Here is a 13246-nt window from a genome sequence, read left to right as displayed (position 1 = left end):
GAAAATTTTATGCTGATATCCTTCGTGATTGTAAATACTTCACTGCTTGCCATATTGATACGGCTGCATATCAAGCATAGGCACTTTTTCGAACAAAAGGAATTCGGCGATATTTTTTACGGTTCAATTCACAAGCTAGCCGGGCTGTTTGAATTCATTTTTAAAAGAAAATATTCCAAGTTAGACGACCCGATTCTTGCTGTGACCTGCATCATCTTTGTAATCTCATTTCTGGTTTCATTTCCCCTGATGTTCATTACAATTTTTTTTCATAAGTAATCAGGCTAAAACCTGAGACGAAAAAAGGGACAGCTAAAGCAGCATGTCCCTTTACAGTTTTGATATGAAATGGAGGATCAGAGATTTTCAGCCGTGGTGGTCAGTACAAGCTTACCGTGTTTTACCCCTTTCACGCCAATCAGTTCATTGCCGATCTTTTTTATGTCTTTCACAATCCCACGAATGATCAGCACTTCCAGACAGTTATGAGCATCAAGATGCACATGCAGTGCTGAGATGATGTGGTCATGGTGGGAATGCTGCTGTTCCGTCAGCTTGTCCGAAAGGTCACGTACGTGATGGTTGTATACCAGCGTCACCGTACCGACAGCTTCCTGCTCTTCCGACCCAAGTTGTTCTTCCACCAGAGATGCGCGAATCAGGTCACGAATCGCCTCGGATCTGTTCATATAGCTCTTTTGCTCGATGAGCTGATCAAAGCTGGCCAGTAATTTCTCATCAAGTGATATACCGAATCTTACGGTGTTTCCCATATGTAACTCCTCCCTGCTGTTGTTCGGCACACCTCTATATCATACTTCTCATTGTTTCAAGCTATAGATTTGTGGAAACGGTACAGCGATGCATTCAAGTCGTGACACGATCTGTTTATTCATGCTACTGTGCAATTCCTTTTATCATAAGGCAGGAGTAACGATCATGCATATGGCAGATGCACTGCTTTCACCAGCTGTAGGCGGCGCAATGTGTGCCGTTTCAGCAGGCACCATCGCTTATTGTTCCAGGAAGGTTCGACAAGAGCTGGACGACAAGAAGGTGCCGTTGATGGGAGTTCTGGGAGCATTCCTGTTTGCCGCACAAATGATTAACTTCACCATCCCGGCCACCGGTTCCAGCGGACATATCGGTGGGGGAATGCTGCTGACCATCTTGCTTGGCCCGTACGCGGCCTTTCTAACCATTGCCTCTGTGCTGGTCGTTCAGTCTCTCTTCTTTGCCGATGGCGGACTGTTGGCCTTGGGCTGCAATATCTTCAACATGGGTTTCTTTCCAGCTTTCCTGGCCTATCCCTTTATCTACAAAAAAATGGTTGGCAATAATCCGAATCAGACGCGTCTGACACTTGCAATAATGGTTTCGGCCATTGTCTGTCTGCAACTCGGCCCGTTTGGCGTGGTGCTGGAAACTGTGCTTTCGGGCGTTTCCTCGCTGCCGTTTAGTACCTTTGTACTGCTCATGCAACCAATTCATCTGGCAATCGGTGCTGTTGAAGGCCTTGTCACTGTTGCCGTGGTTACCTTTGTATTTAAAGCCCGGCCCGAAATCCTTCAGGGTGCGCTGGAAGCAGGGCCAACCGGCAGTCGCCCCGTGCGTACTGTGGTGGTTGCCTTCCTAGTTGCTGCTCTTTTCATCGGAGGAATTGTCTCGTTGTTCGCTTCCAAGAACCCCGATGGCCTGGAATGGGCGATTGCCAAAGTAACGGGTAAGGAAGAGCTGGAGGCATCGAAACAGGGTCTCCATGGTGTACTGGCGGATCTGCAGCAAAAGACAGCATTTCTGCCCGATTACTCTTTCAGGAAACAGCCTGAACCGAAGAAATCAGAGACAGTCCCGGTACAAAAGGATGAGGCGGGAAAAGTCGGCACAAGTGCCGCCGGGCTGGTCGGAACCATGATAGTGCTGGCACTGGCGTTTCTCAGCGGCTTGGTCCTCAAAAAGAGAAAGTAGTTGAATGACGCTAAAGTGGATTTAGTTTAGTTCTGTAGATTAATTACCGGGAGAGGGGAGAAACGGTCCTCTCTCTTCTTTTTAAAGGATACACATGGACTCAATCAACAAGGCGGTGCTGGATCTGAAGCGCCTGGATCTGCTGGCAAACAACGATTCGTCTATTCATCGTCTCGATGCTCGGGCCAAGGTTCTTGTGACCTGTGTGTTCATCATATGCATTGTTTCGTACGGAAGATACGAATTGGCCGCCCTGTTTCCTTTCTTTATTTTTCCGGCCGTTATCATCGCGCTGGCTGATCTTCCCCCTCTTTTCATCGCACGAAAAATCGCCCTGCTCTGTCCATTTGTCCTGGTGGTTGGCATGTTCAATCCGGTCTTTGACAGGGAAGTCCTTCTTCATCTCGGATCTTTTGCTGTCTCCGGCGGCTGGGTCTCCTTTGCTTCCATTGTGGTCCGTTCCATCCTCACTGTCGGGGCAGCGTTCATACTGGTTGGTGTGACCGGTTTTACCGCTGTCTGCCAGGCATTGGAGCGCCTGGGAATGCCGCAGGTTTTTGCCGTTCAGCTGCTCTTTCTGTATCGTTACATATTCGTGCTCACCGAAGAAGCTGGCCGGGCCTCACGGGCACGGGAGCTGCGGGCCTGCGGGAAAAAAGGACTGGGGATACGAAGCTTCAGCTCGTTGATCGGACACCTGCTGCTGCGCACCTGGCAGCGTGCCGAACGCATCCACATGGCCATGCTGGCCAGAGGTTTTACTGGTGCATTCCATGCCCACCGGCAGTCACATTTCGGAAAGAGCGAGCTGATGTTTGTCCTTGGCTGGTCCACGCTGTTCATCTTCCTGCGCCTCCAGAACGCTTCGCAATTGCTGGGGAAGCTGGTCACGGGGTTATTTCCATGAGTCATCACATTGTCGAAGTCAAGAACCTGCGGCACGTCTATTCCGACGGCACCGTAGCCCTAAAAGATGCTTCTTTCCGCATCACGCACGGCGAATCGGTGGGGATCATCGGTGCCAACGGGGCAGGGAAATCAACTCTGCTCCTGCATCTTAACGGCTACCTGGAGCCGACTTCCGGCAACATCCGCATTGGCGACATACCGCTGTCCAAAGGAACGCTGCCGGATATCCGGCGCACGGTGGGAATGGTTTTTCAGGATCCGGATGATCAGCTCTTCATGCCGACGGTTTTCGATGATGTCGCTTTTGGTCCCTTCAACCTGGGAATGGCTGTTGCCGATGTGGAACAGCGGGTGACAGAGGTGCTTGAGCTGGTCGGCGCAAATCACCTGCGGGACAAGCCTCCCTACAATCTGTCCGGCGGAGAAAAGAAGCGTGTGGCCATAGCTACGGTGCTTTCCATGTCTCCGGACATTCTGGTCATGGATGAGCCGACAAATGGATTGGATCCCTTTGCCAGGCGGCAGCTCATGGCACTGATCAGGGATTTCAAACATACGCGCATCTTCACCAGCCATGATCTGGACATGGTGCTGGAACTCTGCGAACGGGTTATTGTGCTGCATGAAGGTGAAGTATGGGCAGATGGGCCGACACTGGAAATATTCAACAATGAAAAACTGCTGGCCGAGTGTCGTCTGGAAAAGCCACTATCCATGCAGGGCTGCCCGATTTGCGGAAGCGGCAGGTTAGCAGGTTCTGCTATTCCCTGTCCGAAGTCATATGCTTCTTCAGGATTTGATTCATAGGTGTGCTGGGGTGGGGCTTTAAGAGTCTGTTGAAAAATTCAGGATGTTCAAAAATAGTCAGATCGTCGCAACCGGAGAACACCCCGCGGAGGCATGAACTTAATCCGCCGCACACTTTCACCTGTGAAAGTGGACCGCGAAGGCGCCCGAAGGGTGAGGCCGCAGGCCGAAGTCACAAGGTGGCTTTCGAGGATGGCGGCGAGATGGCTGTTTTTCAACAACCTGCTAAGGAAAATCAGATCTTGCCATGGCTCTGTCAATAACAGTATATTGACCGCTCTGTCGGGCAAACTCGGTTGTTCAGGAAGGTTGAATGGAAACTATAAGTGGTTCAGGCATGATCGGTATCTACATGGCTGCATTTATGCTGGGGGCAGCACACTCCCTGGAGCCGGGTCACGGCAAAACTGTTGTTGCAGCCTATCTGGTCGGTTCGCGTGGCAGAAGCATCGATGCCATTATCCTTGGCCTGGTTGTTACCTTTACCCACTCCTTCAGCATCATCCTGCTCGGTCTGCTGGCCAAATACTCGGCGCGCTTTCTAACTGAACAGGAAATCCATGTCTACCTCGGGTTCGTTGCAAGCCTTATCATTCTTGGAATTGGTCTGTGGATGCTGCGGCAGCGCTGGCAGGCTCTGAAGGATCCGTCCAAGGCGCATCATCATACGCACCTCTTTGGTTTTGGCCACAGCCATGCACCTGCTCATTCCCATGGCGGACACAGTCATGGTCATAGCCACAAAAATCACGGTCACAACCACACAGGTCATGACCATGCTCATCCCCATGATGATCATCATCACGACAATCAGAGTCACTCGGTTGATGACCACCATGGTCATGACCATAGTCATCCGCATGACGACCATCACCATGGTGACGGCCATAGTCATCCGCATGACGACCATCACCATGGTGACGGACATAATCACGCACATGATGACCATGCAGATGCTCAGAAGAGCAAACATGTTCATGCACAGACACACGGTCATGGGCATGGGCATGGTGAAAAGCCGCTGGGCTGGATGGGGCTTTTGCTGCTGGGGGTCTCGGGCGGAATTGTTCCCTGTCCTGCTGCGCTGGCCTTACTGCTGGCCTCGGTTTCAGTCGGTCAGATCGGAAAAGGATTGGGCATGGTCCTGGTGTTCAGCCTTGGTCTTGCCGCTTCCCTGGTCGCTATTGGCCTGGCAGTGGTGAACGGTTTCAAGGCAGCCAGACGGTTCATCGATACGGAACGCTATGCGCCAAAAGTCGCCTTTGCCAGTGCGCTGATTGTAACTCTGATCGGTGCCGGGACTCTTGTTTCTTCAGTAGCTCATTTTAACGCATTGCCATGAAACTACTTCCTGTAATCGTTACTATTGCTGCCTTGCTTGCCCCGTCCCTGGTCCTTGCTCATCCGGAGACCGGCCTGTTGCCGGATGCGATTGCCGAGACTGAATATCGCATCGTTCTTGAGATTAACCCCAAGGACATTCAGACCAGAACCAAGCTGGCAATGGTATTGTACCGCAAGAACAAGTTAAAGGACGCTGAGCGAGAGCTGGTTGAAACACTGAAGGTTGCACCTCGTAACTTCGACGCCCACGATGTAATGGGATTGATTCGCCTGAAGGAAAAGAAATCAGCGGAAGCGATTGCCTGGTTTCAGAAGGCGATCTCCATCAAGAGTGATGATTCCATGGTGTACCTGGGTTTGGGACAAGCTCTGGAAGAGTCAGGGCGGAATTCTGAAGCAGAAGCTGCTTATCGAAAGGGGCTGGAGGTAAGCGAGAACATGCTGCGCAAAGGCTTGAACCGGGAAAAGGAAGCCGAGCGCAAAAACAGCCTTTTATCCGCGCTGCAGAAGGCCCAGAATAAAAAGAAGCCATCCAGGTAACTTTCTTACTTCGATCACGATACGATTTAAATTCCAAATCCACCACCCTAACAGGTTGGTGGATTTTTCGTTTAAGACAAGATCCTTGACTAAGAGGTGATTGCAGATGATATGTTTCCTGTTAAGATTATATGTTATATTTTAATTAAAAAAATGTTTTGTAATGTAGATTAATCCAGAGCCAAGGGAGCATGAATTTTCATGCTCCCTCACCCTGCTGCAATTTTTTATCCCCTGCAAAATTCAGGAGTTTCAGATGAACCTTTACGTCGGTACCAGCGGATACTCCTATAAGGAATGGAAAGGCAGGTTCTATCCCGAGAAGCTGCCTGATAAGCAGATGCTGCATTTTTACGGCGAGCACTTTCGGACGGTTGAAATCAACAACACCTTCCATCGCATGCCGAGGGTGTCAGTCCTGGAGGGTTGGGCGGAGAAGGTGCCTGCAGATTTCCGTTTCGTGCTCAAGGCCCCTCAGCGGATCACCCACATACAGCGCCTCCAGGATGTGGATGATTCCGTATCGTATCTGTTGGAAGTTTCGAGCGTGCTGAAGGAGAGGTTGGGGCCGCTGCTGTTCCAACTGCCCCCGGGGTTAAAGAAGGATCTGCCGCGGCTGGGGGATTTTCTCGCGCTGTTTCCGCCGCAGGTTCGCGTAGCGTTCGAATTCCGGCATCAGTCATGGTTTGATGATGACGTTTTCAGCCTGTTGCATGACCATCAGGCGGTGCTGTGTATTGCTGAGGCAGAGAATAATCTTGAAGTGCCTTTCGTTGCCACAGGCAGGTGGGGCTATCTCCGTTTACGGAGACCCGATTATGGCGATGAGGAGCTGAAGGCATGGGTAGAGCGGGTGAGGGAACAGGAGTGGGAGGATGTGTTTGTATTCTTCAAGCACGAGGATGAAGCCAGGGGGCCTGAGATGGCCAGGAGATTCCTTGAGTTGATAACAGCCCCTAAAGGTTTTGGAAACCTTTAGGGGCTTAACCCTTTAACCCACCGCCTGCTCCAGCAGGGTTGAGAGCATCTCAATCCTCGGCATCCGGACACCTTGCCGCTGACCATATTCAAGCGGAATCTTGAAGATCGCGGTGATCTCGAGCTGACGACCCTCTTCACGATCAATCTGCATCGAAGGCCGGTATTCCCCCATCCTGTCGGTAAACTCCATCATGCTGTCGACGAATGCGTTGGAAATCGGCTTTGAGAGCTGCTGGGCATTGGCTGCGGAAATTACCTCCACCATAATCTCGCGCACCAGGCTTCGTGTTGCCGGCTGTGCCAGAAGGCTGGTGACCGGCTGCAGCAAAAGGGCGCACAAGCCATTGAAAGGTATATTCCAGACCAGCTTTTCCCAGCGGTTTCGTCTGAGATCATCAGTTGCGCGACATTCCACACCAGCCCTGGTAAACATCGCTGTCAGCCGGTCCAGCCGTGACCGGTCGCACTGTTTCAGTTCGCCCAGTACGATCCGGCTCGGTCCCATGTGATGAACTTCCCCGGAAACGCCCCGGTTTGCACAGAGAAAAGCAACGCCGCCGATAATGCGTTCTTCTTTAAACAGCATCGCCAACGCCTCTTCGTTACCCAAACCATTCTGCAGAGTCAGTATCTGTGTGTGCTCTCCCACCAGCGGCCCGATCAATTCTTCATAGCTGCTGTTGGCAAAGGTTTTCAGCCCCACCAGTACCAGATCAACCGTGCCGATCTCTTGAGGAGCACGATATGCATGAACCTTCGGCAGGCTGAAGTCACCAAAGGTGGAGAAAACCTTGAGCCCCTGGCTGCTGATGGCGTTGTAATCACGGCGCAAGAGGAAATGAACATCTTCACCACTTCTCTGCAGCAGAGCCCCGTAGAACAATCCCAGCGCCCCGGCGCCGACAACAGCGATTTGCATGGTACACCCTCGATATCTTTATAATTCGGTTAGAAATTTGTAGATCGTATCGTTAAAAGCCACCGGCTGCTCCAGGTTAACCATGTGACCGGCCCCATGCAGAATGCAAAGCTCCGCATCCGGAAGTCCTTCAGCAAGAATGTGTGCATTTTCCAGCGGTATTGCCTGGTCCTGATCAGCTCCGATTACAAGGGCAGGGTGGCTGATGCTGCCGAGTAAGGGGATGCTGTCCTTACGTTCCCGCATTGCAATGAGACCATCCACAGTACCTTGGGGGAGCGTTGCCTTCATCCAGCCGTACACCTCGTCAACCAGCTCCAGGTTTTCGGTCTCTGTTCCCGGTGCAAACAGTACTTTACGAAAAGTATCTGCCACCGGCAGGCTGCCTTGAGTGCGGCTTCCTTCAGCGAGAGCGGTTCGTTTTTCCCGACCGGCTTCATCATCGGCACCAGCTTTGGTTACTATGAAAATTGCAGCGTGAACACGTGCCGGGTGCCGCTCCAGAAGGTTCAGGAGCACGTATCCCCCCATGGACATTCCGCCGATAATCGCCTTGTCGATCTGCAGGTAATCAAGTAATGCCACTACATCATCTGCATATGTATCCATGCTCACCGGTCCGGAGTCTGTTCCGCTTTCTCCAAATCCGCGCAGATCCGGGGTAATTACCCGACAACCGGCTTTGGCCAGCGCTTCCGCCTGGGGGCGCCACATCTTCCGGCAGAGCGGAAAGCCGTGGATGAGCATTAAGGGAAGGCCTTCTCCCCGGTCGCTGTAGGCGAGAGAAATACCATTTATATCAGCTTTCATGGAGCCTCCTTTATGTATCCTGTGTGTGAAGGTGAACCCGTAGGGGTGACCGGTTGGTTGCCCTTGAGATAGTACCAGAGCGGGGCAGGTGCCGCTATAATTTTCCTGAGCCGGTTGCGTAACTGCTCATGCGTGTTACTCTTTTTCTACATACTGAATAAAGGAGGAACCGATGAATAACGATGAAATTTTAAGTCAGATCGAGAAACTGATTCACCTGGATGTCGATGCTTATCACGCATATGAGCAGGCTATTAAGAACATTGACGAAGCCATAATTCGTGAGAAGCTGGTGTTGTTTCAGGCAGAGCACCGTCGCCACGTGGATGTTCTTTCTGAAAAGATGAGAGTATTGGGAGGGACTCCGCCTGAATTTCACAAGGACTTCAAAGGATTCTTCATCTCCGGTTTTACGTCCCTGCGCAGCATGACCGGCACGAAAGGTGCGCTTGAGGCAATGGAAACCAATGAACGCCTCACCACATCCAGTTACGAAAAAGCCATAAAGCAGGATTTTCCTGCCGATATTGCCGGGATCATCCGGATTCACCTCTCCGACGAGCAGCGCCATCTCTCTTTTGTTCGTGAGGCTATATCAAGGGCAAGCAGTGGGGACCGTAATCGCTGATTCTTCCTGAGAGAATTTTACCAGTTAAGACACGAATGGCCCTGCTGATGTAGCAGGGCCATTCGTGTTCAGGCTCATTTGAAAATGAGCAAAAAACTTAGAATTTGCGGATTAATTCTTAGTCGTGTTTATGCTTTTTTTTGTGTTTGTAATGTCCCTTGTGTTTGCCCCGGTCATGCCGATCATGAATTACTTCTTTCTCCCGGACGACAACCCGTTCTCTTTCCGTAACAATTACTGGTGGCGGTGGAACTGGGACTGGGGGTGCACCTACCCTAACTCTTACATTGGGTGTGGCCACATCAACACCCACTGCTGCCATGGCAAAACTGGCTGTTGCACAAACAAGTAAAATGCTGCCGGTAATTCTGATCATGATGATGGTTTCTCCTTGCTGTTTGGTATAAGGGAGCGAAATAAAAAAACGGGTTGCCGTCTTTTCATTTCGGCAACCCGGCTGTCTCTGTAAGACCCTGTAGGCTTTCCGCCCCATGCTCGCGCATGGTTTAGTATTATCGTTAGCTATTCTTTTATACAAAGCAATCTAGAGAAAATCGCTTTGAAAGTCAATCAATGCGTGAATGACCCGTACAAAAGCGTTGCGAAGCGGAGACGAGTGACCAGCAACACCAAATCTGAACCCCGGTTCCCGCTTACCCGAATATTCCTTCAAATTGGCGTGCGCGGTGGGCATAGGTGTGCTCGGCACGGGCCCTGGTCATGGCACGCTTCCCTACCAGACAGGAGATTTCCGGGGTTAGCTGGTCGAGTATCCCGGCGACCTCGTCTCCTGATGCGGCTACATATATTTCCTTTTCCGGTTCGAAAAAATAATCTATGCCTTCCCATTTGTCGGTAATGATGCAGGCTCCCGCACCGGCAGCTTCGAACACCCGCGTGGCAGGAGAGAACCCATTGTCTGTCATGCTATTGCAACTGATGTTGAGAATAGCTTTCGCACTGCAGTTGAACGCGTTGTGATCGCAGGTATCGAGGTGATCGAGAAAGGCAATGTTGTCTGCGCTCTGCTTGTAATCCCATCCGCTCCCCGCCAGCAGGAACCTCCTGTGAGGGAGTCCGGCTGCAACATCAAGGAAAAAATTTTCAACGCGGCGCTCACGGACAGGCAGGCGGTTGCCCAGAAAGGCCAGATCAACCTGGAAACGGGAGTCTGGCTTCACAGGAAAGTGAGTTTCAGGGTCTAGCCCATTGTAAATAGGTATGCACCTGCGGGCGCCGAACGAGCCATAGGATTGAACGATGGGGTTGCCCCCTCCATAGGTTAACACCAGGTCGTAGCGCGGTATCTGGTGCCGGAAAGGGTCATCGGGATTTTCTCTGAGTCTGGCCAGAGTAGCAGGTGCATCCACATCCCAAAATATTATCTGGGTTCCTTCCCGTTTCAGGGAAAGGACCTCCTGTTCCAGAAATTCATCAAAGACCCCGACACCACTGGCTTTGACAACTATATCGGCTCCCCTTGCAGCCTCCAGAGAACGTACGACTCCTTCTTCAGTTGCCGGGTACACCACCACTGTCGCCCAGTCCGGATCGTCCATGTCACGATATGCCTGTCGTTCATAAGCGTCCGGTTCATAGAAAGTGACGCTGTGCCCCCGCTGGTGCAGGGCGCGGATCATCCCCCGGTAATAGGTGGCGGCGCCGTTCCAGTATGATGAAACAAGGCTTGATCCGAAAAAGGCAATGGAGAGAGGGGCGATCATGATTATCCTTTCTGTTTATCCACCTTGCCGCGTACAGCGGGTGGTTTCTGTCATCGATGTCTGACTCGCAGAAATGGGCGTTGCCATGATTCCAATCCGAAACGATGGAATGGTAGAACATTACAATTTGCATGGGTTTCTTTCACGCCGTGGGAGTTGCTTCGGGCAACGCAACAGTAAATGAAGCTTTGGTGAATTCTGCTTTCCTGTCAGCCTGATTCCTCCTATTTTGAAGCAGCGATGCGTAAGCTGCCAGATACTTTGCTGCCATTGCTTCAACTGTGAATCTGCGGCTGCGGATCAGTGCTCTTTCGGCCATTTCATCACGATAAGAGCGGTCGTTGCACAGGATGCGCAAGGTTCGGGTCAGAGTCCAAATGTCATCTGGCGGAACAAACACCGCAGCATCCTGCCATATTTCACGAAGGCTGGGAATGTCGCCAAGAACAAGAGCGCATCCTGACATGGCTGCCTCCAATACGGTGAGTCCGAAAGGTTCGTAGCGTGCCGGATGCACATAGATGGAAGCCATGGAAAACCAGTGGGCCAGTTTGGACGGGGGAAGAAGCCCCAAGAGGTGCACATGATCAATGTTGGCGGACTGTCCGCTGGGATGGGTTGTTTCGCCTGCAACATAGACAGGCCAGGCCAGGCAGCACGACGCCTTTGCAAGGGTTGTGATATTTTTGGCTTCGTCCCACAGGCGACCAACGGAAAAAATATAATCCGATTTTTTGCCGGGGGTTAAGGTGCCTCGGCTGCGGGCATTGTGAATCACCCTTCCCTGAGGTGCTTGAGGGTAGAAAGATTCCAGACTGAAAAGCATTGCCGCAGAGGGAGCAACCACCAGATCAGCGGCTGCCAGTCCACGATTTACCTGTTCCCGATACTGCTGGAGTCGTTGAGGCGGTTCCGTACCGCGTACTGCCTCCCACCTGGAAAGTTTGCAGGAGTGAGCCACCACAAGACAGGGAGCTTTCCAGGGGAGGGCAGCATGTATATACCCATTGAGATGAATCAGTTCCGGTTTAATCTCTTCTTCAAGTGAAAGCAGCCATTGACCACTTTGCCGGACCTCTTCCCAGGGATTCTCCATCCACTCCAGTTTAAACGAACTCTCGTATAAGACGATGTTGTGAATATGTGCGACTTCAGCTTTTTGATCGGCGGATAAAGGTTGCCCCATGGTCGCCAGTGAAATCTCTATCCCATGCCGGGAAAGTCCCCTGGCCAATTCCAGAACGTATGTCCATACGCCGCCAATGGGATCTGCTGTCATCAGGATACGTCGAGGTTCTGAAGCAGTGTGTTTTTGCATGTGGTGCTTCATGAAGTTACTCCTTATGTGTTGGCGGCAGACTTACAGGATGAAGGTTAGTGTCAGCCCCCTCATGGGGAGTTCGGAATGGGCTTCTGGCACACGATCCACTGCAATCTGTCCCTGAAGCCACTCGGCAAGTTCTCTCAGCCCATCTTCAAAACTGACTTCAGGCTGATAACCCAATATCTGCCGTGCTGCACTTATGTCTGCAAAGCAGTGCCTGATGTCACCGGCCCGATAGGTCCGGGTTATCTCAGGTTGAATATGCTCGCACCCCAATACCCGACCAAGGCGGTCCAACACTTCCAGCACGTTGATGCTTGCCCCGCTGCCGATGTTGAAAACCTGGGCCTCGTTCTGGTCCACTTCCAGAGCCAGACGGCAGGCGGTGGCTACATCGCGTACACTGACAAAATCGCGCTTCTGCAGGCCATCTTCGAAAATGCGGGGGGATTTGTTGTTAAGAAAGCGGGAGGCAAATATGGCCAGTGCGCCGGTGTACGGATTGGAAAGTGCCTGGCGGGTGCCATATACATTGAAAAAGCGCAGAGCTACCACAGGTGTGCGGTAGGAGTTACCCACGATGATCGACATGCGCTCCTGGTCGTATTTGGAAAGGGCATACACGGAAGAGAGTGACGGAGCTTTAGATTCAGGCGTTGGAATGGGCATCAACGGTTCGCTGGTGCCGTTGTGCAGTTCCCATTTTCCGGCCTGGAGCTGCTGTACCGGCCGCTGAAGATTGTCGTAATGATTGCCGCTGCTGTCACGGTAGCGTCCTTCGCCATAAATACTCATGCTCGAGGCAACCACCAGTTTCTTTATGTTTCCCGTCTGGGCAATGGCCTCCAGCAGAACTGCGGTGCCACTGTTGTTTACCGAGGTATATTTTTCAATCTCATACATGCTCTGGCCGACCCCGACCATTGCGGCCAGATGGAACACCGCATCAACACCGTGCAGCGCTTTGTCGACCGCTGTTGCATCCCTCACGTCACCTTTGATCAGCTCCACCTCTCCATTCAGGTAAGCCGGCCGGCCTGCTCCGGGTCCATGTACCTGAGGTATCAGGCAATCCAGAGCCCGTACCTGATATCCGTGATGGAGGAGCTCATCTGCCAGGTGGGATCCTATAAATCCGGCTCCTCCTGTAATCAGAATCCTGCCAGCCATGAATCCCCCTTAGCGGGTTGTTGAAAAACAGCCATCTCGCCGCCATCCTCGAAACCCGCCTTGTGCGGCGTAGCGCTGCTACGCCTTGTATGTTGGACTGACAGTAACTAGATTCTCTGTTC

The 13246-nt window shown here is 51.9% G+C and carries 14 protein-coding genes and 1 riboswitch; of the genes, 7 read left to right on the top strand and 7 right to left on the bottom strand.

Going from position 1 to position 13246, the window contains the following annotated elements; all coding sequences use genetic code 11:
* Nucleotides 1-356 precede the first annotated feature (356 nt).
* A complete protein-coding gene (gene nikR / locus KJB30_RS14345; protein ID WP_214300528.1) occupies nucleotides 357-773 on the bottom strand; it encodes a nickel-responsive transcriptional regulator NikR in 417 nt (138 codons plus the stop codon).
* Between the two features lie 166 nt (nucleotides 774-939).
* On the opposite strand from nikR, the gene KJB30_RS14340 reads away from it, so the two are divergent.
* The 6 genes from KJB30_RS14340 (at nucleotide 940) to KJB30_RS14315 (ending at nucleotide 6547) form a co-directional block, all read left to right on the top strand.
* Nucleotides 940-1968, top strand: a complete 1029-nt coding sequence (locus KJB30_RS14340; protein WP_214300526.1) for an energy-coupling factor ABC transporter permease — start codon at nucleotides 940-942, stop codon at nucleotides 1966-1968.
* A 94-nt stretch (nucleotides 1969-2062) separates the two neighbouring features.
* On the top strand, nucleotides 2063-2875 hold the full coding sequence (cbiQ, locus tag KJB30_RS14335; protein WP_214300524.1) for a cobalt ECF transporter T component CbiQ: 813 nt from the start codon (nucleotides 2063-2065) through the stop codon (nucleotides 2873-2875).
* Nucleotides 2872-3684, top strand: a complete 813-nt coding sequence (locus KJB30_RS14330; RefSeq protein ID WP_214300522.1) for an energy-coupling factor ABC transporter ATP-binding protein — start codon at nucleotides 2872-2874, stop codon at nucleotides 3682-3684. Before cbiQ ends, KJB30_RS14330 begins: the two co-directional genes overlap by 4 nt.
* 313 nt (nucleotides 3685-3997) lie before the next feature.
* A complete protein-coding gene (locus KJB30_RS18260) occupies nucleotides 3998-5026 on the top strand; it encodes a HoxN/HupN/NixA family nickel/cobalt transporter (protein WP_214300520.1) in 1029 nt (342 codons plus the stop codon).
* Nucleotides 5023-5568, top strand: a complete 546-nt coding sequence (locus KJB30_RS14320; protein ID WP_214300518.1) for a tetratricopeptide repeat protein — start codon at nucleotides 5023-5025, stop codon at nucleotides 5566-5568. The genes KJB30_RS18260 and KJB30_RS14320 overlap by 4 nt, the downstream gene beginning before the upstream one ends.
* 256 nt (nucleotides 5569-5824) lie before the next feature.
* Nucleotides 5825-6547, top strand: coding sequence for a DUF72 domain-containing protein (locus KJB30_RS14315; protein ID WP_214300516.1), 723 nt, complete (start codon nucleotides 5825-5827; stop codon nucleotides 6545-6547).
* Nucleotides 6548-6559: 12 nt separating this feature from the next.
* Here the strand turns inward: KJB30_RS14315 and KJB30_RS14310 are convergent, their stop codons facing one another.
* Together KJB30_RS14310 and KJB30_RS14305 are read right to left on the bottom strand one after the other, a co-directional pair.
* Nucleotides 6560-7468, bottom strand: coding sequence for a putative 2-dehydropantoate 2-reductase (locus tag KJB30_RS14310; RefSeq protein ID WP_214300514.1), 909 nt, complete (start codon nucleotides 7466-7468; stop codon nucleotides 6560-6562).
* Nucleotides 7469-7486: 18 nt separating this feature from the next.
* A complete protein-coding gene (locus KJB30_RS14305; protein WP_214300512.1) occupies nucleotides 7487-8278 on the bottom strand; it encodes an alpha/beta fold hydrolase in 792 nt (263 codons plus the stop codon).
* Nucleotides 8279-8450: 172 nt separating this feature from the next.
* On the opposite strand from KJB30_RS14305, the gene KJB30_RS14300 reads away from it, so the two are divergent.
* A complete protein-coding gene (locus tag KJB30_RS14300; protein ID WP_214300510.1) occupies nucleotides 8451-8906 on the top strand; it encodes a DUF2383 domain-containing protein in 456 nt (151 codons plus the stop codon).
* A 118-nt stretch (nucleotides 8907-9024) separates the two neighbouring features.
* On the opposite strand, the gene KJB30_RS14295 is transcribed toward KJB30_RS14300, so the two are convergent.
* The 4 genes from KJB30_RS14295 to KJB30_RS14280 all read right to left on the bottom strand — a co-directional run bounded on the left by KJB30_RS14295 (nucleotide 9025) and on the right by KJB30_RS14280 (nucleotide 13124).
* Nucleotides 9025-9282: a hypothetical protein gene (locus KJB30_RS14295; RefSeq protein WP_214300508.1), complete on the bottom strand. Its 258-nt coding sequence runs from the start codon at nucleotides 9280-9282 to the stop codon at nucleotides 9025-9027.
* Nucleotides 9283-9350: 68 nt separating this feature from the next.
* Nucleotides 9351-9427: riboswitch (cyclic di-GMP riboswitch) on the bottom strand.
* A 132-nt stretch (nucleotides 9428-9559) separates the two neighbouring features.
* Nucleotides 9560-10630: a CgeB family protein gene (locus KJB30_RS14290; protein WP_214300506.1), complete on the bottom strand. Its 1071-nt coding sequence runs from the start codon at nucleotides 10628-10630 to the stop codon at nucleotides 9560-9562.
* Between the two features lie 142 nt (nucleotides 10631-10772).
* Complete coding sequence (locus KJB30_RS14285) at nucleotides 10773-11960, bottom strand: glycosyltransferase family 4 protein (protein ID WP_214300504.1); 1188 nt, start codon at nucleotides 11958-11960, stop codon at nucleotides 10773-10775.
* 30 nt (nucleotides 11961-11990) lie between these two features.
* Nucleotides 11991-13124, bottom strand: coding sequence for an NAD-dependent epimerase/dehydratase family protein (locus KJB30_RS14280; protein WP_214300502.1), 1134 nt, complete (start codon nucleotides 13122-13124; stop codon nucleotides 11991-11993).
* Nucleotides 13125-13246 lie beyond the last annotated feature (122 nt).

The organism is Pelotalea chapellei (genome assembly GCF_018531195.1).
Classification (GTDB): Bacteria; Desulfobacterota; Desulfuromonadia; order Geobacterales; family Pseudopelobacteraceae; genus Pelotalea; species Pelotalea chapellei.
This window is presented reverse-complemented; position numbering and strand designations above follow the sequence as displayed.